General features: G+C 42.0%; 18 protein-coding genes and 1 pseudogene. 5 read left to right on the top strand and 14 right to left on the bottom strand.

Features of this window, described 5'->3' with window-relative positions; genetic code table 11:
* Positions 1 to 19: 19 nt before the first annotated feature.
* Complete coding sequence (locus VE944_RS14165) at positions 20 to 1,261, top strand: methionine gamma-lyase family protein (protein WP_324978005.1); 1,242 nt, start codon at positions 20 to 22, stop codon at positions 1,259 to 1,261.
* Positions 1,262 to 1,613: 352 nt separating this feature from the next.
* Here VE944_RS14165 and VE944_RS14160 read toward each other — a convergent pair whose 3' ends face one another.
* From VE944_RS14160 to VE944_RS14095, 13 genes are all read right to left on the bottom strand, one after another.
* Positions 1,614 to 4,286, bottom strand: coding sequence for a carboxypeptidase-like regulatory domain-containing protein (locus tag VE944_RS14160; RefSeq protein WP_324978004.1), 2,673 nt, complete (start codon positions 4,284 to 4,286; stop codon positions 1,614 to 1,616).
* A 227-nt stretch (positions 4,287 to 4,513) separates the two neighbouring features.
* Positions 4,514 to 5,374, bottom strand: coding sequence for a fimbrial biogenesis chaperone (locus VE944_RS14155; protein ID WP_324978003.1), 861 nt, complete (start codon positions 5,372 to 5,374; stop codon positions 4,514 to 4,516).
* Positions 5,375 to 5,860: 486 nt separating this feature from the next.
* Positions 5,861 to 6,328 carry a hypothetical protein gene (locus VE944_RS14150; protein WP_324978001.1) on the bottom strand — a complete coding sequence of 156 codons (468 nt, stop codon included), beginning with the start codon at positions 6,326 to 6,328 and terminating at the stop codon, positions 5,861 to 5,863.
* A 55-nt stretch (positions 6,329 to 6,383) separates the two neighbouring features.
* Positions 6,384 to 6,521, bottom strand: coding sequence for a hypothetical protein (locus tag VE944_RS14145; protein ID WP_324978000.1), 138 nt, complete (start codon positions 6,519 to 6,521; stop codon positions 6,384 to 6,386).
* 90 nt (positions 6,522 to 6,611) lie between these two features.
* Positions 6,612 to 7,079 carry a hypothetical protein gene (locus tag VE944_RS14140; RefSeq protein WP_324977999.1) on the bottom strand — a complete coding sequence of 156 codons (468 nt, stop codon included), beginning with the start codon at positions 7,077 to 7,079 and terminating at the stop codon, positions 6,612 to 6,614.
* A 55-nt stretch (positions 7,080 to 7,134) separates the two neighbouring features.
* The gene (locus VE944_RS14135) at positions 7,135 to 7,575 is read right to left on the bottom strand and encodes a hypothetical protein (protein WP_324977997.1); all 441 of its coding nucleotides are present in this window, start codon (positions 7,573 to 7,575) and stop codon (positions 7,135 to 7,137) included.
* Between the two features lie 1,144 nt (positions 7,576 to 8,719).
* The gene (locus tag VE944_RS14125) at positions 8,720 to 9,586 is read right to left on the bottom strand and encodes a manganese catalase (protein ID WP_324977995.1); all 867 of its coding nucleotides are present in this window, start codon (positions 9,584 to 9,586) and stop codon (positions 8,720 to 8,722) included.
* A 526-nt stretch (positions 9,587 to 10,112) separates the two neighbouring features.
* Positions 10,113 to 10,454, bottom strand: coding sequence for a cupin domain-containing protein (locus VE944_RS14120; RefSeq protein WP_324977993.1), 342 nt, complete (start codon positions 10,452 to 10,454; stop codon positions 10,113 to 10,115).
* Positions 10,455 to 10,525: 71 nt separating this feature from the next.
* Complete coding sequence (locus tag VE944_RS14115; RefSeq protein ID WP_324977992.1) at positions 10,526 to 11,695, bottom strand: zinc-dependent alcohol dehydrogenase; 1,170 nt, start codon at positions 11,693 to 11,695, stop codon at positions 10,526 to 10,528.
* Positions 11,696 to 11,844: 149 nt separating this feature from the next.
* Positions 11,845 to 12,222, bottom strand: coding sequence for a hypothetical protein (locus VE944_RS14110; RefSeq protein WP_324977990.1), 378 nt, complete (start codon positions 12,220 to 12,222; stop codon positions 11,845 to 11,847).
* A 62-nt stretch (positions 12,223 to 12,284) separates the two neighbouring features.
* Positions 12,285 to 13,454 carry a zinc-dependent alcohol dehydrogenase gene (locus VE944_RS14105; RefSeq protein WP_324977988.1) on the bottom strand — a complete coding sequence of 390 codons (1,170 nt, stop codon included), beginning with the start codon at positions 13,452 to 13,454 and terminating at the stop codon, positions 12,285 to 12,287.
* 88 nt (positions 13,455 to 13,542) lie between these two features.
* A complete protein-coding gene (locus VE944_RS14100; protein ID WP_324977986.1) occupies positions 13,543 to 14,241 on the bottom strand; it encodes an SRPBCC family protein in 699 nt (232 codons plus the stop codon).
* Between the two features lie 105 nt (positions 14,242 to 14,346).
* Positions 14,347 to 15,444, bottom strand: coding sequence for a DJ-1/PfpI/YhbO family deglycase/protease (locus VE944_RS14095; RefSeq protein ID WP_324977984.1), 1,098 nt, complete (start codon positions 15,442 to 15,444; stop codon positions 14,347 to 14,349).
* 395 nt (positions 15,445 to 15,839) lie between these two features.
* On the opposite strand from VE944_RS14095, the gene VE944_RS14090 reads away from it, so the two are divergent.
* The 3 genes from VE944_RS14090 (at position 15,840) to VE944_RS14080 (ending at position 18,075) form a co-directional block, all read left to right on the top strand.
* Positions 15,840 to 16,238 (top strand): DUF6335 family protein, encoded by a 399-nt coding sequence (locus tag VE944_RS14090; RefSeq protein ID WP_324977982.1) that lies wholly within the window; start codon positions 15,840 to 15,842, stop codon positions 16,236 to 16,238.
* A 375-nt stretch (positions 16,239 to 16,613) separates the two neighbouring features.
* Positions 16,614 to 17,105: an orange carotenoid protein N-terminal domain-containing protein gene (locus tag VE944_RS14085; RefSeq protein WP_324977980.1), complete on the top strand. Its 492-nt coding sequence runs from the start codon at positions 16,614 to 16,616 to the stop codon at positions 17,103 to 17,105.
* A 520-nt stretch (positions 17,106 to 17,625) separates the two neighbouring features.
* Positions 17,626 to 18,075, top strand: coding sequence for an orange carotenoid protein N-terminal domain-containing protein (locus tag VE944_RS14080; protein WP_324977979.1), 450 nt, complete (start codon positions 17,626 to 17,628; stop codon positions 18,073 to 18,075).
* A 450-nt stretch (positions 18,076 to 18,525) separates the two neighbouring features.
* Here the strand turns inward: VE944_RS14080 and shc are convergent, their stop codons facing one another.
* The gene (gene shc / locus VE944_RS14075) at positions 18,526 to 20,442 is read right to left on the bottom strand and encodes a squalene--hopene cyclase (protein ID WP_324977976.1); all 1,917 of its coding nucleotides are present in this window, start codon (positions 20,440 to 20,442) and stop codon (positions 18,526 to 18,528) included.
* Positions 20,443 to 20,559: 117 nt separating this feature from the next.
* Here shc and VE944_RS14070 point away from each other — a divergent pair.
* A pseudogene (locus VE944_RS14070) lies at positions 20,560 to 21,144 on the top strand (glycosyltransferase); the annotation flags it as partial.

Genomic DNA, 21,144 nt, shown 5'->3' with positions numbered 1-21,144 from the left:
TTTTTTGAACGAGGAACTGATGAACAGCTTAGAGCAGCTGCGGCAAGCAGAACAGGCACTATTAGAAATTTTTTCTGGAATTGACACTCAGGTCAAGCATAATCTAAAACGAGTGCTGAATGCTTTTCGTAATCACCGTGTAGGCGCACACCATTTTGCTGGTGTAAGTGGCTATGGTCACGATGATTTAGGACGAGAAACTTTAGATAAAGTTTTTGCCGAAGTTATGGGCGCTGAAGCTGCGGCCGTGCGAGTGCAGTTCGTTTCGGGAACTCATGCGATCGCTTGTGCTTTGTTTGGTGTTCTCCGTCCTGGAGATGAAATGTTAGCAGTAGTCGGTTCTCCCTACGATACACTTGAAGAAGTCATTGGTTTACGAGGTCAAGGCCAAGGCTCTCTTATCGAGTTTGGCATAAATTACCGCCAATTGGAGCTAACCTTAGAAGGAACTATAGATTGGCAAGCTTTAAGTACTAGTGTGGATGAAAACACTCGTTTAGTGTTAATTCAGCGTTCTTGTGGCTATTCTTGGCGTCCTAGTTTATCAATTTCCGATATTGAAAAAATCGTTCACTTAGTCAAACAGCAAAACCCAAATACAGTTTGCTTTGTAGATAACTGCTACGGCGAATTTATTGAAACCAGGGAACCCACAGCAGTAGGTGCTGATTTAATGGCGGGGTCATTGATTAAAAATCCTGGTGGTACTATTGTCAGCGCTGGCGGTTATGTTGCTGGTCGCGCCGACTTAGTGGAAGCATCTGCTTGTCGCCTTACTGCTCCCGGTATCGGTAGTTATGGCGGCGCTACTTTTGACCAAAATCGCCTGCTGTTCCAAGGCTTATTTTTGGCTCCGCAAATGGTAGGAGAGGCGATGAAAGGGACATATTTAACTGGTTATGTATTTGACAAACTCGGTTATCCAGTGAATCCCGCACCTCTGGCTCCCCGTGGAGATGTAATTCAGGCAATCAAACTCGGTTCTGCCGAAAAGCTAATTGCTTTCTGTAAGGCGATACAACAGCATTCTCCCATCGGTTCCTATCTTGACCCTGTTCCAGATGAAATGCCGGGGTATGAGAGTAAAGTAGTCATGGCTGGGGGGACATTTATTGAAGGCAGTACCTTGGAATTATCGGCAGATGGGCCTTTGCGTGAACCCTATGTGGTTTATTGCCAGGGGGGAACTCATTGGACTCATGTAGCGATCGCACTAGAAGCTGCGATCAACGCAGTAGTAAATGCTGATATAAAATCATAGCATATATTCCGCAGGGCATGAGGTTTGTTGAGAAATTAGGAAAGGCGATCGCCTTACTTGTCTTGTGACAAGTTTAAGGTGATTCTTATTTCTCGTCATTAGCCAATCTGGTAAAGGTTAGGATAAATTTAATTGGAAGATTGGGGCTTTCTCTGCTGAAGCTTCTGAATTTTGTAAATAATTTTTTTGTACTTATCTGTTGCTTCTTGTTATTTGTAAAGAGTCGCTGCTTTCTGATAATTTTGATTCCTTCTCCTGCCTCTATTTCTTCGCTAATGTCGTTGGGGAATTAAAAACCTCACACTCTTTTATACAAAACAAAGTCGAATACGTTTACTACCAGTTCCAAACTTTAGCGCTGTTGCAAATTAAGTTCTTGGAATGGTTCAGAAGACTCTTCCAATTTCAAACTGTCAGCCAATTTCCCGTTGATTTGCAAAGTATAGTTACCCTGCTGCAAGCCTTCTAAATAATATACTCCTGCACCGTTAGTCACGGAAAAATGCCGACTCCCCTTATCTGGTTGTATAGCTTCTACCCGTGCGCCTGCAACGACTTTACCTTGAGCATCTGTAACTACCCCTGATCGTGTGTAAGCACGAAATAGTGGTATCAAAATTGGAGTATAACCGCCAGCGACTACATCAACGGCTAAGGCATCAACTGTAGCTTGCCAGTCCGGGGGAAAACCTGCTGGATCGAGGTCAAGACGATAACTTCCAGGTGCAAGACGTAATAAAATGCGATCACCTCGAATATCTGGTTTAAAAGGTTTAATAGAGTTGGTGTTGATGACAAGTAGCGACTCAGCGTTCTCTGTATAAGCGTCTTCACCTGCATCGCGTTTACCATTACTGTTGCGGTCAAAAAATGGCTGAATCAACAATCCACCTTGGGTACGGAAGTATTCAGAACGGCGATCGCCTGGGGTAATACCTTGTTGTAAACCTAAGCTAGACACTAAATCTACACTGAAACTAGCTTGATCGGAAGTCACTGATACACCTTGATAACGTCCCCGCAACAGCAAACCTGGTAAAATTGCTGTTGATAATGTGACTACTAGTCCACTACCCTGAGAGCCAATGCCATAGCCTAGTTGTGCTTCCCACAGATAGCTACCATCAATCGCCTGCTGCGGTGAGCGATAGCGCCAGCCTACACTTAGTAAGTTGTTGCTGAGATTTTGATTTTGTGTTTCATAACTTAACAGCAATGAGCTTCCCGTATTTGAAAAAAGATTTTTAGAAAAGTTATAGCTAAATTCTGACAAAGTGCCAACTTCATTACCGCGTTGGGTGAATTCCATTTTGCCGAGACGTTGCAGCAAATTCCAGCGTAAGTTATTTTTACTATCTAAGCTGGCACGAGCAAAGGTAAAAGCATTGTTGCTACTAAAGTTAAGTTGCACTCCACCAGCTATACCGTTCTGGCTGTCAGCGTTTGCGAACAAGGTGAAACCACTAAACACTCGCCAATCGACATACAAACGATTAGAATAGCCATCACTTGTAAATGCAGCACTTAGGCTGGGAGTTGGGTCATAGCGAATATCTGCGTTCCACACCCACTCATCACCAGTTAGTGCTGATACTGCTACCTGTAAAGGTATGTTTGAGGGACGATAAAATAATTCCGCCATTGCTCTAGCAGATTTGTCGTAAACTCCACCTAAACCTACCGTCAGATTTTCCGATAAACCCCATCTTTGGGCAATTCCACCCCGGAAATCCGAAAAGTTGCCCAACAAACCTGTATTTTCAGTATCCGAACGTCGCAACCCGCCAGAAACGATTAACGCTGACGCTCCCATTGGTAACTGCCCTGGTACACTAGAAAAACTGGCATCGCGTATTTCCGGTTGGGCTGTGAGCCGTCCTTGAGGGTACAGTAAGATGCGATAGCCTCCGCTAAAGAATTGGTTATTATTCTTGATATTCTCAAAGCGGTAAATACCAGAAGAATCTACCAACACTTCCGCAATAACGCGATCGCCAATACTTTGTGTCAACCGCACTAAAGTACCCGGTTCTGCCCTACCAGAAATTGTACGTCCGATTGAGCCTGCTTCTAAACGTTGGCGATAATCTGTAGAGCCAGCACCTAAGGCTTGACGGGGTACAAACCCCTGTCGTTGAATAAATGTAAAGCCCCAATAGCCGTCTCCATCTGTTTGCTGAGTTTGTTGAGTTTGCCAAAAAGTCTGTTGGGAACCAACAATATAATCAGCTTGATCGGTTTGTCGCAAAAACTGAGCATCAGTAATGTTCCAAGTTTGCCAATCTTGCAAGTTGCGTTGATTGGTACGGAGGAACCACGATCCACCGAAAGCACTACCGACAGCGACAAATTCTCCTTTATAACTCGGTGAGCTATTTTGGGTTCCAGTAACATTTAGCTTTTGTTCAACCGCCGCCAAACTTAAATTTGCAGGTGCAATGCGTGGCAATCCTTCTAGTTGAATTGGAGTTTCTGTCTCTGCAAGGTTGGTACTGGATTTATTTAACCAAGGGACTTCTAGTACAATTGCATACTCATTAATGTCAAATTCAGCTTTCACACCAAACAGAGTTTGTAGCTCTTGAGTTGAAAAAACCAGTCCTAGTTCTGGATCGGTGCGAATTTTTTTCGGGTCAATCCGAGTCACAATACCGGCCGTTCGCACTTCTAACTGACCATCTGGTAAAGAGGTAACATTCAATTTCAATGCTTGAATTACATCATCATAAGACAACAGCCAATTGTCAAAATTAATTGCCTGTGTCCCATCTTCTTGCCCTCGCACCAAGATGCTAGGATTCACATTGCGCTTGCCCAGATTCAACCCTACTGGAAATACACTTAGTTTTCCTGGGTCTTTTTTAGGCAACTCTGCTGGAGTAATGGGTGTAGGGATTGCCGGCTTGTCAGGAAGAGGAATAGCCCCCGTTGGGATTGGGGGAGTGACAGTAGGCGTTGGTGGATTCGTGATTTGCGGATTAGTTCCCTCTGGAATCGATGGATTAGCTCCTACTGAGGTGGCCATTAGAAGGTAAAAGGCAAAAGGTAAAAGTGATACCCAACCTTTCAACCATCTGGGATTTAAATTGCAGGCTGATAATTGCCTATGAAAAAAAATCTTCTTCCACACGCCGACTGCACCCCTTTCTGCAAACCGAGAGGGATGAGGTATGAGGTTCGAGCAGGATTTTAGGCAAGTGGAAGAAGTCAGCAAGAAGTAATAATAAATACTAGTACCCACTTCTTACCTTTTTACTTTTTAATATTTAATCTTGGTAATCCATTGCCTTCAGGTGAGCCAGCAGTTTGAGGTGGTACAGTTACATTAATATTAAATGGAAGTTTGCTTTTGTTGTTCTCTTCACCCCATGTCAACTCACCACTTAGTTGATAGTTACCAGGGGTAAGATGATGATCTTTATCAGGAAAATTAAGTAACAGATTTCGCTCTTGTTTTGCAATTATAGAACTAGGAATAATACTGCCAGTTTTGACAACCTTTTCTCCTTGCTTTAGTGTCCAGTTGAGTGAAGTTCGAGCCGACGCTGTTCCAGAATTGCGAACCAAAACTTGAATCTGTTTTTGTTTATCATTAAAGCTAGCTCGATCCACAGCTAAATTCGGAGACAGTTTACCCTTACGGACATAAACTGTCACGCCAATACGAGTTTTAAGATTAATAGCGGCACCATTTTTATCTACCCCTGTTGTCTCTTTCAAATTTTCTGTGAAAACTACAGCTCGATACTCCCCATCAGGAAGGCTAGGAGCAAGTCGAGAAATTAGACGTATTCGTCGGGTTTTCCCTGGCGGTACAGTCAACTCCCGTGGCGAAAATTGTAGATAGGGACTAAGGTCACTAGGATTAGAAGGCACAGTTTGAAATCCACCATCACCATAGTTAAAAAACTCAACGTAGACACGAGCACGAAGGGCTTCTTTACTTGAGTTTGTAATGTTGATTGCATCTTGATATTGACCGCGTTTTGCCTCTCCTTCAAGTACCAGAGGTGATATGCTAACCTCTGCAAAAGCAGCGCTAGAAAAAAGACATACTCCTGATAAAACCAGAGCACTCAGGCGTAAAGCAGTACGAATAATTTGATACTTCATAAGCTATTTAAAATTTAACTGAGGAAAAAACAATTATTAGCCAGATCAGTGAATACAGTCCACTTAGAAACTAAAATATAAATTTAGGTAGGATTTGTTGGGTTTCACCTGTGCTACCCATAAAATCAATTCTTTTGGACTGAACGGTAGTGGAGCTTAAATGTTTTTGGCTCCCAATCTATAATTCCCTGCATTCGTACCCAACTAACATTGATCGATATTGGAGTTTTTGTAGAAGCTGAGGAAAAGGGGAAGGCTCAAGGAAATTGTATTTTTTCCCTCTTCTTTGCTCACTCACAATTTCCTGACGAGAAAGAAAATGAACACTAGAAAAGACGCGATTGATTAATCGCGTCTGGTCAAATGCCAAATTTATGTTGACAAATGGATAAAAATATGAAATTCTATCTTTAGAATCAAAATATTTAGTCGATAATTCATTAATCAATGTCAAGCTATATGGACTATCGACTAGATGTTGGCTAACTAGTTTCCTGCGGCTGTAACAGTTACAGTGTACTGATAGTTCCCAGATGGAAGTTGTCCTCCATTTTGGTCATAGGCAATCATAGATACTTGAACTGGAACTGTAGAACCTGCACTAACAGAGATAGGGGAACTGTTCCAATAACTACCAAAGCCTGCCTGTGCAATAGTTCCAACAGGGTTAGAACTGCTCGGTGTAACCTGACCTATAGAAACGGTACCAGGAGTATTGCAAGTAACGTTGAGAGTAGCTTCAGTTCCTGCATACCCTTGGGAGGCAAATAAGTACTGATTACCATAAGAAGAACTGGTCGCCAAAGAACCACTAGCAGTAGCATTATCAAAAGTACATACACCATCTATACTGCCACTAAATGTAACAGTAGCGGTGTCAGCACTAGCAACACCAGCAAAACCAACAGTGCTAACTAACATCAAAACAGAAGCGAATAAAGAACGATGCAACATAAAAAATTCTCCAGTTGTAGTAAAAGTCTGTCTGTTGTAAAATCCCGGAAACAACTTACGGTGGGGTAATGGTAACATTCAGATTCACAGCGTAGTTGTAAGTTCCTGCAATAAATGCAACAGGACGTTCTACGCGCAATCTGACTTCCAAATTTGTCTCTCCTGGTGCTAAAGTGGCAGTATTATTGCTCACATCACTTCTCAGGCTAGTTGAGCCAAAATTTCAACCCGTCAATAATTCATTAATAACTATGAAAGAAATTATTGACTACAAGTTGGCTAACTAGTTTCCTGCGGCTGTCAGAGTCACTGTGTACTGGTAGTTTCCAGATGGAAGTTGTCCATAGTTTTGGGAATAGGCGTACATAGATACTTTGACTGGAACTGTAGAACCTGCACTAACAGATATAGGGTTAGTGTCCCAATAACTACCAAAGCCTACGTTTGCAATAGTTGCAACAGGGTTGGAACTGCTCGGTGTAGCCTGACCTATAGAAACGGTACCAGCAGTATTGCAAGTAACGTTGAGACTAGCTTCAGTTCCTGCATATCCTTGGGAGGCAAATAAGTACTGATTACCATAAGAAGAACTGGTCGCCAAAGAACCACTAGCAGTAGCATTATCAAAAGTACATACGCCAGGTATACTACCACTAAATGTAACAGTAGCCGTATCAGCACTAGCAACACCAGCAAAACCAACAGTGCTAGCTAACATCAAAGCAGAAGCGAATAAAGAACGACGCAACATAAAAAATTTTCCAGTTGTAGTAAAAGTCTGTCTGTTGTAAAATCCCGGAAACAACTTACGGCGGGGTGATGGTAACATTCAGATTCACAGCGTAGTTGTAAGTTCCTGCAATAAATGCAACAGGACGTTCTACGCGCAATCTGACTTCCAAATTTGTCTCTCCTGGTGCTAAAGTGGCAGTATTATTGCTCACATCACTTCTCAGACTAGTTGAGCCAAAATTTACAATCGCCAACCGTTTTGTCCCATTGGGATCGTTTGAAGCACCAAATACCAAGCTAAGAGGCAAAACGGTAATATTGGCAACTGTGTTATAAGGTATACTTACAGCAAGAGTCGTTGGGTTAACTGACTCAAGCACTTTATCATCTCCTCCTACTGGCTCTAAAACACCAGAGGTGAGATTATTAAAAGTTACCTCAGCTAGCGCAACCGGAGTGATACTAACAAAGCTTGCAAGAATCAATCCAGAGGTTAGCGCTAAACGATAATGCATAAGAGAATGTCTTATTACTCAGTTTTGTCTTGCTTCGGTGTCATGTTTCATTTATAGCTATCAGAGCAGAGGAAAATTACAGTAGTAACACGGAAAAACACCAAAACGCTTAAAATTGCGTTAATTTACTTACTTTTAGAAAATTTATGTAAAATCTTGAAAGATATGCTTTCAGCTTTTAGAAGTTTATGTAAAAGGCCTCTTGCAAAAAAAGATTTGGTTTACAGTAATTACAGCTTTGGAGATATATCAATACTTCGGACATTTTTTTGAGCCGTTAAAATTGGCATGGCAACGTTTTATGTAAGCGTTCATATTTTGAGGAGCAATTTTAATAGCTTCAGTATAGTCTTCAAGCAATACCAACTGAGAAAATCGGTACATTTCTACCTTGAATAATTCGCTTGAAAGAGTTCTTAGAAATGAAACGTATGAATGATGGCTGATGTCGCCTTCCGACAGTTGAGCCATCTCCACCTCGGTTTTGTCACCATGAGATTTAGCAAAAGCCCGAAATTGATCCCAGTCTGTGATGAGAGTGGTTGTTGCCTGCCGGGTGGTTGGGCTTCTCTACGAGACGCTACGCGAACGGCTCCGTTCGGGCTTTGCGCTGCAACCACAGGTTGATCGTGTCGCGGCTGATGTTGAAGAGTTTACTGGCTTCACTTTTCTTCAATCCATCTAACTAGATGGATTGGATCACTTTCTGGCGGAAGTCGTAACTGTAGGGTTTAGCCATAGCAAATCAGACCAGGCAGGTCATGATAATACTTGTAGTCTATGTCCTAATAGACTATACGGTTGCTATAATATACAATTTACATGAACCGCGAACAGCATCGTGGAAGTGCGATCGCGAAAAAATTCGTTTATACCCATCTTCCTTTTCTTTGGAGCAGTCAACAGATAAGGATTTCGTTTCTAGCATCGCTCTTACTACTTTCACCTTCCTAATCTATCAAACTACCAAATGAAGGCTATCTAGCTGATGCATCTTCATCAAAAATTCCCCCAACTTTCTTTTGCAAGGAGAATTGGGGGAATCAAGTCTTATTAGAACAAATGTGAATACAACTCTATGCCAATGATTAGCCACCGATAGTTATTGTAAGCTCAATCAAAGAGGTGCGCTTGAACCCTTGCCTTATGCCTGTGGCATTTTCGAGGTACCATGCAGTCTTGGATCGGGCACAGGAGGTTGCGGTTCTGGGCCTAATGGTTGGGGATTTTCCACATACTCGAATTCGCCTTTGCCATCCATTGAGGGGCCTTTTGCCCAACGACCTTCAGAGCTTTCTGTGCCTTCTGAGTGATTCCAGAACTGATAAGAAAACTCGCGTTTCTCCAATTCCAACGGGAAGGAACTGGGAACTGGCGTGGTTTCCAATCCAGAGCTTTCTAAATCCTCAATAGTTGCTAGCCACAAGTTTTGATGCATGGTATCACGAGCGATCATAAAGCTCAAAGTATCTTTCACTCCTGGATCGTCTGTCATCTCATACAGTCGCACTGCTTGCAAACGTCCTTGACTTTCGGCGTGGAGATTAGACCGGAAATCTGCCAACAGGTTGCCACTGGAGACAATAAAGCGACCGTTCCAAGGATAGCCGACGCTATCAGATGGTGTTGCACCCAAACCAGACACAATAGCGTGTTGGGGGTTCATTGCCGCGGCCATAATTACATCTCGTGGGCTACTACCGCCCATCACAGCACCGACTACCGCATCTTTTGCACTTTCTTCTTGCATTTTGATCGGTGCTTTATCTAGAAGATGGGCAATCATCGTTGCCAGCATCTCAATATGACCGATTTCTTCAGTACCAACATCTAACAGCATATCTCGGTACTTGGCAGGGCCTCGACAGTTCCAGCCTTGAAACAGATACTGCATCATGACGGTCATTTCACCAAAAGTGCCGCCGATGAGTTCTTGAATTTTCATTGCGTAAACTGCATCTGGTTTTTCTGGTGGCTTAAAATGCTGAAGTTTCTTATTGTGATAAAACATTTGAATTCCTCGTTAATAAATGTCGTTTACACAAAATCAAACAGTTGCCAAACTTTTATGCGATTTTGCGTAGCCTCTTATTACTAGGAAACTAATCAAATGCTTTATCTTCATCAGCCTCTAGTCTGATAAAAAAAATACTTTTAAATAAGTATTCCGGCTAGGGCTTTTTTCTTTATAGTTCTGTCTAGGAAAGGATTTCAAAAAGCTCTGGCTTCTTTCGAGAAAGGTATAACCAAAAGGCAGTAGTTTATTGTATTGCTTTAGTAGGCTAGATAACGAGTCAGAGTAAATAGGGGAACAAGAGTGTTGTTCTCCTACGAACGCTTTATATTCCATGCACTTGAAAGCAGCTATATAGCAGTTCTAAATCAGTCGTGAACATAAGATCCCCGACTTCTTTGAGAAGTCGGGGATCTTAGTCTCTCAATTTTCACAACTCATTTAGGATTGCTATAAGTTTTTAGCGATACCTTCTCTGCGAGACGCTACGCGAACGCTAACGCAAAACTCAGATAACTGCAAATCAGTTTTCGTCTCGCCCGTGAACTTGAGCGGGTGGACTGGTTGCCTCAACAGCAGTAAATGCTTCTAGGATTTTGTAAGTGTGGCTGGCTCCTTGTGGTACTACCCAAGAACTACCAGGCTCTAGTAAAATCGTTTGCCCTTCAATATGCAATTCTGCACGACCATTGATTACATAACCAACAGTTTCATATTCTCGTGCTGTTGGCTCTTTAGGTTCGTTCGGTTGCTCATTCTCCCACAGGCGCATGGAAATGGTTTTACCTGATGCAAGATATTTTTGACCAAGTTTACCTTTAGGGGAATGGCTAGAGTCTACTTTAATAACGGTTGTATCAGACATATTTTTTGCCTCTTTATATTAGGTATTGGGTATTGGGTATTGGGAAACTCTTTTCTATTCCCTATTCCCTACTACGGTTTGAGTACAACTTTGATGCAGTTATCTTTCTTGTGCTTAAAAATTTCGTAGCCGTGGGGCGCTTGTTCTAGAGGTAAGGTGTGAGTGATTATAAACGTTGGATCAATATCACCGTTTTGGATGTGTTCTAGCAAAGGTTTTAGATACTTGTGGACATTCGTTTGTCCCATTTTGAAGGTTAATCCCTTGTTCATGGCAGCACCCATTGGGATTTTATCTAAAAAGCCACCATACACACCCGCAATTGATACATGACCACCTTTAGCAGCAGATACTATTACTTGCCGTAATGCCGTCGGACGGTCTGTTTCGAGACGTACTGCTTGCTTTACCTGGTCGTAGAATGCCATCAAGTCTGTGCCGTGTGCTTCCATTCCTACTGCATCTATGCAAGCATCGGGGCCACGACCGCCAGTCATTTCTTTGAGTGCTTCGCCAATATTTACTTCTTCGTAGTTCAGAACTTCAGCTTTGCCGTATTCTTTAGCCATTTGCAGACGTTCAGGAACGCGGTCAAAGGCAATAACACGTTCCGCGCCTAGCATATATGCGCTTCTGATGGCGAACTGTCCAACTGGGCCACAACCCCAAACGGCGACAATATCACCGGGTTTGATGTTGCAATTCTCGGCTGCCATGTAGCCAGTGGGAAAAATATCTGTTAAAAATAGCACTTGCTCATCCGTTAAACCATCGGGAATTTTGAACAAGCCTACATCGGCAAAGGGGACTCTTGCATACTCTGCTTGACCACCAGCGTAACCGCCGAATAAATGAGAGTAGCCAAATAGACCTGCTGGCGAATGTCCCATTTGCTTCTCTACTAACCAAGCATTGGGGTTAGAGTTGTCGCACAGTGACCATAAATCGCGATTGCAGAAAAAGCAGCTACCGCAAGATATAGTGAAAGGAACAACGACGCGATCGCCTACCTTGACATTTTTAACTGCACTTCCAAGTTCTACCACTTCCCCCATGAATTCATGACCAAGGATATCGCCTTTTTGCATGGTGGGAATGTAACCGTCATAAATATGCAAATCTGAACCACAAATTGCCGTGGAAGTAATTTTAACAATGGCATCGCGTGGGTTAATAATTTTGGGGTCGGGAACTGTATCTACCCGCACGTCGTTTGCTCCATGCCAGCAAACTGCTTTCATAATATTTATTCCTTAGTTTAGTTATGATTTATGGCTTGTTTATATCAAGATAAACACTCGATTTAGCCTAACTTTGAGACGCGATAATTATCGCGTCTCAGTCACTACTCAAATTTGGTTAAGCAATGTATGAGTCAAAAAATTAGACTCTATCTCTTAATGCTTGATGGAGGATTGTTATAATAACCTTCTTTCTCTCTAGTCAATGGCTTAACTGTGTCTTCGACTTTATTTTTTGTAGACTTAAGAAACTCTTTTGTAGATCGAGGAGTTTCTTCATCCAAATTTAGCTTCTCGCGGATAGTATCAGCAGCGCTTTTTAATCTATTGCCAGCATTTTCTACCTGGGGATTATTTAGCTCGTCTGGTATTCCTTTATAGTAAGTGCCTTCTGGAGTTTTAACATCAGCTTGTGCAACATTAACGTCACTAAAAGCCTGACCTAACAAAAACATAAATCCTACGAGAAAAACTACAACGATTTGGGAAATGCGAATATTCCGCAGCCAAGAAATTACTCGATTCATAAAAAACCTCAATTGCATTATGTTGGGTGTAAAATTCAAAACCCTAAATCATTATTCCCTATTTAGGGTTTAAGAACAACTTTGATGCAGTTATCCTTTTTTTGTTGAAAGATGTTGTAGGCGTGGGGTGCTTGTTCTAGTGGCAATTGATGGGTGACAACGAAGGATGGATCAAGTTTTCCATCCAAAATCATCTGCAATAAGGAATGCATATATTTTTGTCCATGCATTTGTCCCATCCTAAAGGTTAGTCCCTTATTGAAGGCTGCACCCAATGGTATTTTGTCTACAAAACCGCCATAAACACCCATGATTGAAAGAGTCCCGCCTTTACGGCAGGCGACCATCATTTCCCGCAGAACGTGGGGACGATCGCTTTCCAATTTGAGCTTTTGTTTTGTTTCGTCGTAGAAGCCTTCTAAACCAACACCGTGTGCTTCTAAACCAACGGCATCGATGCAAGCATCGGGGCCACGTCCACCAGTCATCTCTTTCAACGCTTCGCCAGAATTAACTTCTTCATAGTTAATCACTTCTGCTTTGGCAAACTTTTTCGCCATTTCCAGGCGTTCGGGAAAGCGATCTATAGCGATCACTTTTTCGGCTCCCATCATGTAGGCGCTAATCATGGCAAATTGTCCAACAGCACCGCAACCCCAAACGGCTACAGTATCACCCGGTTGAATATTGCATAATTCTGCCCCCATATAACCTGTGGGGATGGCATCGGAGATGAATAACAACATCTCATCCGGTAAGTCTGGCGGAACTTTGACGACACCCACATCAGCAAAGGGTACACGGATATATTCTGCTTGTGCGCCTGCATACCCACCTAACATGTGGGAATAACCATAAATGGCTGAGGTGATATTGCCAAACAATTTTTCTTCAATCCAACCGTTAGGATTGGAGTTATCGCACAATGACCACATATCACCTTGGCAATAATGGCAATTACCACAGCCAATTGTGGAAGGAACAACAACGCGATCGCCTATTTTTAAATTGTTGACTCCCTTACCAACTTCCACGACTTCCCCCATGAATTCGTGACCAATAATGTCACCCTGTTGCACTGTGGGAATATAGCCACCATAAATATGTAGATCAGAGCCACAAATCGCCGTGGAAGTAATTTTAATAATCGCATCACGCGGGTTGAGAATTGTCGGATCTGGTACCGACTGTACCCGCACATCATTAGCACCGTTCCAGCAGACTGCTTTCATAGTTATTAGTCCTTAGTCATTGGTCATTAGTCATTGGTCATTAGTCATTCGCTTTAGGCAAATGACAGAGGACAAAGAACAAATAACTCTACTTGCGTCCAGAAGTTTGACCTTCTGTTGTGGCAATTTCGCCTGCTTCCATTAGCATTTTGAAGCGGCGTAATTCATCACCAATTTGCTGTTCTGGTTCTTCACCAAATAGTTTAGCTACGGTAGCTGCCAATGCTCCACCGGGAGGGTTATACTCCAAAACAACCTTAACTTCCGTGCCGCGATCGCCTGGTGCTTTTTTGAAGCGGACAAAACCAGAGTTATCAATGTCTGCACCTTCTACAGAAGCCCAAGAAATAAATTCATTCTCCCGGTCTTCGAGAATATCTGCATCCCATTCTACGCTGTTACCCAAGGGTGCATTAGCAATCCAATGAGAACGTTTTTCGTTATGAACCTTGACAGATTTGAGATGCTTCATAAATGTAGGCAAATTCTCAAAGTCGTGCCAAAAGCGATACAATTCTTCTGCCGATTTATTAATTGTTACCGTCTTTTCAACTTTGATGGCTTGGTTTAAACCTATTGCTTCCTGTGCTTTCTGGATTGTGCTTTGCTTGGTTGCACCTTGATAAACCAAACCGCCACCTGCTAAAGCCGTCAGCGCTCCTCGCAATGAACCTTGTCTTAAACCCATTAGCACCATCGCACCACCACCGATAAGGGATGCCCAACGCTCTACTTCACTAGCTTCTGGCTGGTTTGTACTTGATTTATCCCCTGATGTTGAAGTCACTTTTTATATCTCCATTACTGTAAATTCACGATTGAGGCGCAAATACCCTCTTTTTTCTTGTGTGTTATTTGCGCCTCTTCGGTAGCCGTCTACGTTCAAAAAACCTTACATTGATACAGCAGCCCCTGTAGTCGGCTTAGGAGGCTGAATCTGACCGCCTATCCGCGCCCGATATAGTCCTGCCAATTGCTGTTCGTATTTCAATAAATCGTGGTAAATTTCTTTGAAAATAGCAGTTGCTACTGGATCAGTGAACATTGCAGACAAATTGCCAATATCGCCAATACCAGTTTGCACATCGCCTAAAGCAGAACGTAACTGATATATATCATCACTTCCTGTTAAAGCAGTTTTGACCTTAGCATACTGATTGGCAATATTTGCGCCTAAAGAGGGTTTTTCGCCCAATCGCTGAAGATAGGTTTCCAGTTTTTGAATGTGGCGCTGTTTATTAGCAATTATTTCTTGAAAGACTGAGTTAACTTCGTTATCTGATTCCTTTTGCAAGTAGTTTTCAAATGCTTCTAGCGAATAACGTTCACCAGCAAGGGCATTATTTAAACCTTTGGTGATCTCACCTTTAGTTGAGCCACCCCAAGCATCAGCCAGCTTCCACCATTGGGCACTTGTGTCTTTTTCATTTGGTAATGCAGCATCTTTGCCACCATAACCCAAACGGCTCAAAATAGCTGTGGTGAAGATTGGCAAGTCTCCAGGTTCACGAGATGTAATCAAATTTCCGTCAACTACCACCGGCTCATCTAGATATTTTGCGCCAGCGTTAATCATGTCTTTGGCAATAGCGATAAAACCAGTGGCTTGTTTACCTTTGAGCAAGTCGCCTTCAATCAGAACTTGTGGCCCATGACAAACAGCAGCGACTAATTTTCCTTGTTGTATAGCTTCTTGGACAAAACGTACTGTGTTGGTGTTCCGCCGCATTTGATCGGGAGCCATCCCACCGGGAATTATCACAGCGTCGAATTCGGCTGCGATCGCTTCTGTGGTAGTACCATCAGCTTGGATGCTAAGTTTGCCGCGTTTACCCTTATATTTTTCATTCATTCGAGAACCGAGGACTACTACCTCTATTCCCGCTTGTTTTAGTCCATTATAAGGAACTGTAAATTCTGCATCCTCTACTGCATGTTCAATGAGAATGGCAACTTTTTTCTTACCGGAATGATTGTTATGGTCAGTCATGGATTGTATTACCTGTTTATTTCTAGTATTTAACTAGCTACAATATTTATCGATTATGAAAGTAAAATAGCCAGGATTTTTCCTGATAAATTTTGTTTAAATTGCCTACTATGGAGAAGCACTTAAATTTTTATTCGTGCTAACTAATAAAAAATAGTTATGAGTGAGAACTTGGCTAATGAATAATTTCAGCTTAAGAGCTACTAACTCATAACTAAAAATTTCAACTACAAGTTGCTTGACCATGAATTCATATTTACAATGGTATGTCCCGATCGGTAGTTTAACTTCGTACCAAGGGGATAGATATTTTATTTCTAAAGCTATACATCTCTAGTAAGACAACTTAGAGACAGGAAAACGTTATTGTGAGAATGCACAAAATGACTAGTATCATGGCAAAAAAAAATCATAATGACGAAATTGAAACCAATGATTTGCCACAGGAAATTACCGAATCTTACGGTACTGGTGTGAAAGACTTACCGGGATACAATATTGGTGGTAGCTCAATTCGAGCAGAAAGACAGGAGTACACAGAAACTAGTCCTGAACTCACTGGTGGCGATGTTGATGCTTATTGGCAAGATGCAGATGCAGTTGGCGATGAAGCTGTTGGTGGTAGTACTTCCACTCCCGATCAAAATGTAACTGAGGAGCTAGAAGCAGCAGTAGGGCTAGAAATGGCTGACTCTGAGTTTCTGCATACTAACGATATTTTAGAGGAACGTGATGGCGATCGCTGGGAGTTAGATCCGAACTCTTCTGAAGATTATCAAGATCGGCGAGAATAAGCTAAATAAAAGCAAAATTGGATGTCGCCGTTAATAAATTAATGTCGCTGAATTGGGCAGTGCTTAGAAAAGCACTGTCACAATAAAAATAACATCTATCTACCGAAATACCTCCTGATAATATTTCAATTTGCTAGCATTCCCATTGCTAACTCCTTTACTTTGCCAAAGGCAAGTATTGTGTTGGTTTTTGATATTTGGTTTTTATCTAACTGTAATACTTCTAATGCAGGACTACAGGTTGCCCAATTTATGTTTTGTTTATAATTGTTATTCTTTAGGATTCCAATACATCTGTCTTCAGTAGGGTAAAACGCCAATTGTACATTTGATAACCTTGCTAATGAAATTAATTAATTGCAATCGGAGTTAATAATGACATTTACACAAACTGGCGATCCAACTATTCGTGAACATGTTCAAGCTTGGCAACAGTTGGGTGTGGATCAACAACTGGCTTTGTTTTGGTTCATTTATAAAGAAATGGGTAAGTCAATTACGCCAGCCGCTCCTGGTGCTAGCACTGTTTCCCCAGAAATTGCTGAAGGTTTGTTTAATCAAGTTAAGGAATTATCTCACGAACAACAATTACAAGTTCAGCGTGATTTGATTAATAAAGTGGATACCCTAATTTCTCGTGAATATGGTTCTTTGGGTGATACCACTAAGCTACTATTTTGGTATCGATTATCTCAAGGTATGGATGATGGTACTATCATTACTGTACCTTCTGACTATGAACTTCCCTCAGAATGTCGAGAGTTGCTTGGCAGAATTCAAGGATTAGAGTTTGAGCAACAAATGACTCTTTTCCGTGATTATGTTTCGCCAATGGGCGCTGAAGCAAAACCAGGTGCTGAAATTTAGCACTTTTGAAGTTTTGAGGCTGCTTGAGGCTACCTTTTATACCAAGTTAATTTGGTTGTAGTAGAAGAATTCAGGAATCAGAATGTCTTTACTTTCCACCAGGTTTAGGCGATTGGTGTTAGTGTAGCGTTACCAACTCTAGGCTGCGATATGCAGCATCGTCGTCATCAGAAGGGCAAGGGTGTTATATGCCTTTTGGTAAAGCTTGCTATATCCGCCAGTCGCTTAATATCAACCTGAATTTAGATGACTGGCGTCTTTTTGATAAATAAACACAGAGTAAAAACTAAAACTCTTACTCTGTGTTCATGTATGTTCTTAGCCAGTTGCATCTGACAGTAGTAACGCCCTTTGTTTTATACTCAATATATTAAAAGTAATTATAGTTGAATTAATCTGTCTTTTGATTGGTTTAAATATGCTTACTTTGTATTAAAAGTATATATTTATGTAGTGTCTTATTTAAAGTTAAATCGATATTTTTTTAGTTATTTAAGTAGTTAATTAATTTGAGGTGTTTATGACTTCTACAAACGTCAACTTTTTAGAACAAAGTGTATCAAAATTTCAGAGTTTGGATACAGACGATCGCCTGATGGTTCTAGCGTTACTTTATACTGAAATTTCTGATGAAATTCCAGCGATCGCTCTCAATGATGTGCCAAATGAAAAAACTGCAAATTTAGTTGCACAAATTCAAAATTTGCCACAGCAAGAACAGGTTTCTGCTTTGCGTCAGTTGCTCCACCAAGATGAAGTAGGGGAAACAGCAATTCCTGCTCAAGAGTATACTTCAATGAGCGTTGATGATAAATTAGCTTTTTGGTATCAATTAGCCCAAAATTTGGGAACTACAATTATTGGTATACCAGATGACTATATGCCTTCTGAAAAAGCTACAGAAGTAGTAGATTTACTTCACACACCGAACATTGAGGATTTAGTGAACTTTTTCAAGCGGGTGCTGTAATAGTCATTAGTCATTGGTCATTAGTCATTAGTACCAATGACTAAATCTACGGATGGCTATTGCTCTCACACTTTGAAGGGATGGGATTACGGCCAATTTTTGTTGAATCAAGAATCAAAGGTGGGGCTATGCTTCACCTTTCTTTTTACAGCAATTTTCAAGTAATATAAACACGTTCTACGGGCACAGCATTACTCATACGTGTCAACTTAACGTAAAAGCCATGTCCCGCAAGGAACTGAAGTTACTTGCTAATAGCGAAAGTCATCTTTAGATGACTCAAGAAGCTGAAAAATCTTTAGTCTACTTTAGTAGACTTTAGCTATTAGCCTAGAACTTTAGTTCGAGGCGGGCGAGTCAGTTAACAGTTAAGCTACTTTTAGCTTAAGTTGACACTAATGAGCATTACTGTGCCCCTACAACTAATGTGTTTTAAATAAATGATCCAAACTAATTTTCTTTAATCGCTGCTTGATAGCGACCTAGTGCAATTAAAGGAAAGTATTGTTGATACAGATGATACTTGAGATAAAAATGGCAGGGAAAGCCAGTACCTGTAAAATCCGCCTCAAACCAAGTACCATTTGGCTGTTGAGTTGTCACTAAATAGCCAATTCCCCGCTCGATCGCCTCAAGAGCTAATTTACCAGTTGCTTCACCTGCTGCCAACAGACCAATTAAAGCCCAAGCAGTTTGAGATGCAGTACTATTTCCTTTTCCTTTAAGACTGGGATCGTTGTAGCTGCGGCAAGTTTCACCCCAACCACCATCTGGATTTTGACATCCGGCTAACCAAGCTGCTCCTCTTTCTATACTGAGTTTATGCTTTTGAGGAGCAATTAACGCCAAGGCTGATAAAACGCCACTGGTGCCGTAGATATAATTTACACCCCAACGACCAAACCAACAGCCTTCGGTTTCTTGTTCGCTGTGAAGATAAGTAAGCGATCGCTCTAAATTATCACTATCAATTGACAAATCACAAGCACCCAGCATTTCTACGACTCTAGCCGTAACATCTGCGGTATTTGGATCAATCATCGCTTTCAAGTCGCCATAGGGGATGGAGTTAAGCCAATCTTGATCGTTATCCAAATCAAAAGCAGCCCAGCCGCCTGGTTTACATTGCATAGATGCAATCCAGTTTAAGGCACGAGCGATCGCCGCCTGCTTAATTTCTTCATTGGGGAGTTTCGCCAAATGTAAAGCCATCACCACCACAGCCGAATCGTCTACATCGGGATAAAAGCGATTGTCAAACTCAAACGCCCAAGCTCCTGGTTTTCCCTGACGATTTTTTACAGACCAATCTCCGTAATCTAAAATTTGTTTTTGCAACAACCATTCTCCAGCTTGCACCACGGCGGGATGATCTGGTGCAAAGCCAGATTCTACTAAGGCACGCATCGCCCAAGCTGTATCCCAAACGGGTGAAACACAAGGCTGAACTCGGTAGCTATTCTCTGTTTCAATGGCAAAGTTATCAATTGCTTGCCAACCTCGTTCCACAATGGGGTCGCTTCTGTCATAATTCAGACACCGCAAAGCCAGCATTGAATTTAACATCGCTGGAATAATCCCACCCCAGTCGCCTGTAGCTTCTTGGCGCTCTAAAATCCATTTTTCGGCGGCTTTGATGCCTTCTTCACGAAAGGGTACTAAATTCAGACTTTCTGCAAACTTGAACCCCTGATCAAGGGTAAGGAATAAATCTGTCCAATCGCCAGTTTGGGGTAATTCCCACCGGACTTGATCAACGCCTTCAGCGTACAGTTCATCTAGGTTGATAGCTGGATCAGTGATAAAAACAGGTTTGCGATCGCACACAATCAACAACGGCACAGTACTAGAACGTGCCCAGCTAGACATTTCGTAGATATTAACTGGAAAAGCTTTTGGCAACAGCATTATCCAAGGTGGTAGCGAGGGAATACCGCGCCAGTTGTAGCAGCCAATCAAGGCTAAGTGCAACTTGGTAAAAATCCGAGTTTTGCTGATCCCACCCCGTTGGAGAATAAAAGCTTTCGCTCTAATCATCGCTGGATCGGTTACTGGTACACCTAGCAGTCTTAGCGCCATGTAGGTTTCAACCGAGGTGCTAAGTTCTCCGCCATCACCATAGAAAAGTTCCCAGCCGCCATGCTGCCGTTGCTCTTGACGCAGGTATGCTTCAACTTTGTGTAAAGGTCTGCCTTGGTCTGTTCCCCAAATCTTATGCAAAAGGACGACTTCAGCAGTGATGGTGACATTAGATTCTAACTCTGCCCACCAATAACCTACAGGATTTTGAATCGAAAGCAAATATTGTTGACTGGCTGCGATCGCATCTGCGACTTGATTGACTTTTACCCTGTCTTGTGTTTGCATGAAATACCGTTCAACCTCAACACCTAGTTATAAACACGGCACTACAGAGAAAAAATTATTTTTCTCTATCGGTAGACATAGTATTGTGTCTGAGTCACTGAGAATTTGCAATAGGTCATGGGTGTAATTGTATTAGGATTGATGCTGTTATCCTTGACAATTTGGTTAGGATTACTATGTTTTTGGGGACAATTTTGGCGAACAGACCAGCAATTAGAGGTTACGGAAATTCAGTTAGAATCCTTACCTGTGGTTTGTGCCGTGGTTCCAGCCCGTAACGAAGCCCCATTGCTACCAACGACACTGCGTAAGCGAAGCTCGTCGTAGACATCGCTCCTACTTCAAGATTATCCTGGTTCTTTCAACGTGTTTTTAGTAGACGATCGCAGCACAGATCAAACAGCAAATTTTGCCGAAGGAGTTGCACAAGCCCTAGCTAAACCCCAACAATTGCATATTATCTCAGGCGTTTCACTGCCGAATGGTTGGGTCGGGCAAACTTTGGGCAGTTGAGCAAGGTATAAACAGCGCTAGTAAATTTGCACCTGACTATTTTTTTCTGACCGACGCAGATATCGAACACGATCCTGGTAATCTCCGCCGACTCGTTGCTAAAGCTGTGCAGGAAGATTTAGACCTGGTTTCGGTAATGGTGCGACTCAGGTGTGAAAGCTTTTGGGAAAAACTTTTGATTCCAGCTTT

The sequence above is a fragment of the Nostoc sp. genome, assembly GCF_035638895.1.
GTDB lineage: Bacteria > Cyanobacteriota > Cyanobacteriia > Cyanobacteriales > Nostocaceae > Nostoc.
Note: the sequence above shows the minus strand (reverse complement) of the source record. Positions and strands in the feature narration are given on the sequence as shown.

Coding starts and splice junctions, on each gene's coding strand:
- VE944_RS14095 (WP_324977984.1), bottom strand. CDS start 15,444: ATGACTGACCATAACAATCATTCCGGTAAGAAAAAAGTTGCCATTCTC.
- VE944_RS14105 (WP_324977988.1), bottom strand. CDS start 13,454: ATGAAAGCAGTCTGCTGGAACGGTGCTAATGATGTGCGGGTACAGTCG.
- VE944_RS14155 (WP_324978003.1), bottom strand. CDS start 5,374: ATGAAGTATCAAATTATTCGTACTGCTTTACGCCTGAGTGCTCTGGTT.
- VE944_RS14090 (WP_324977982.1), top strand. CDS start 15,840: ATGGCAAAAAAAAATCATAATGACGAAATTGAAACCAATGATTTGCCA.
- VE944_RS14085 (WP_324977980.1), top strand. CDS start 16,614: ATGACATTTACACAAACTGGCGATCCAACTATTCGTGAACATGTTCAA.
- VE944_RS14135 (WP_324977997.1), bottom strand. CDS start 7,575: ATGCATTATCGTTTAGCGCTAACCTCTGGATTGATTCTTGCAAGCTTT.
- VE944_RS14120 (WP_324977993.1), bottom strand. CDS start 10,454: ATGTCTGATACAACCGTTATTAAAGTAGACTCTAGCCATTCCCCTAAA.
- VE944_RS14115 (WP_324977992.1), bottom strand. CDS start 11,695: ATGAAAGCAGTTTGCTGGCATGGAGCAAACGACGTGCGGGTAGATACA.
- shc (WP_324977976.1), bottom strand. CDS start 20,442: ATGCAAACACAAGACAGGGTAAAAGTCAATCAAGTCGCAGATGCGATC.
- VE944_RS14140 (WP_324977999.1), bottom strand. CDS start 7,079: ATGTTGCGTCGTTCTTTATTCGCTTCTGCTTTGATGTTAGCTAGCACT.
- VE944_RS14165 (WP_324978005.1), top strand. CDS start 20: ATGAACAGCTTAGAGCAGCTGCGGCAAGCAGAACAGGCACTATTAGAA.
- VE944_RS14080 (WP_324977979.1), top strand. CDS start 17,626: ATGACTTCTACAAACGTCAACTTTTTAGAACAAAGTGTATCAAAATTT.
- VE944_RS14110 (WP_324977990.1), bottom strand. CDS start 12,222: ATGAATCGAGTAATTTCTTGGCTGCGGAATATTCGCATTTCCCAAATC.
- VE944_RS14160 (WP_324978004.1), bottom strand. CDS start 4,286: ATGGCCACCTCAGTAGGAGCTAATCCATCGATTCCAGAGGGAACTAAT.
- VE944_RS14150 (WP_324978001.1), bottom strand. CDS start 6,328: ATGTTGCATCGTTCTTTATTCGCTTCTGTTTTGATGTTAGTTAGCACT.
- VE944_RS14125 (WP_324977995.1), bottom strand. CDS start 9,586: ATGTTTTATCACAATAAGAAACTTCAGCATTTTAAGCCACCAGAAAAA.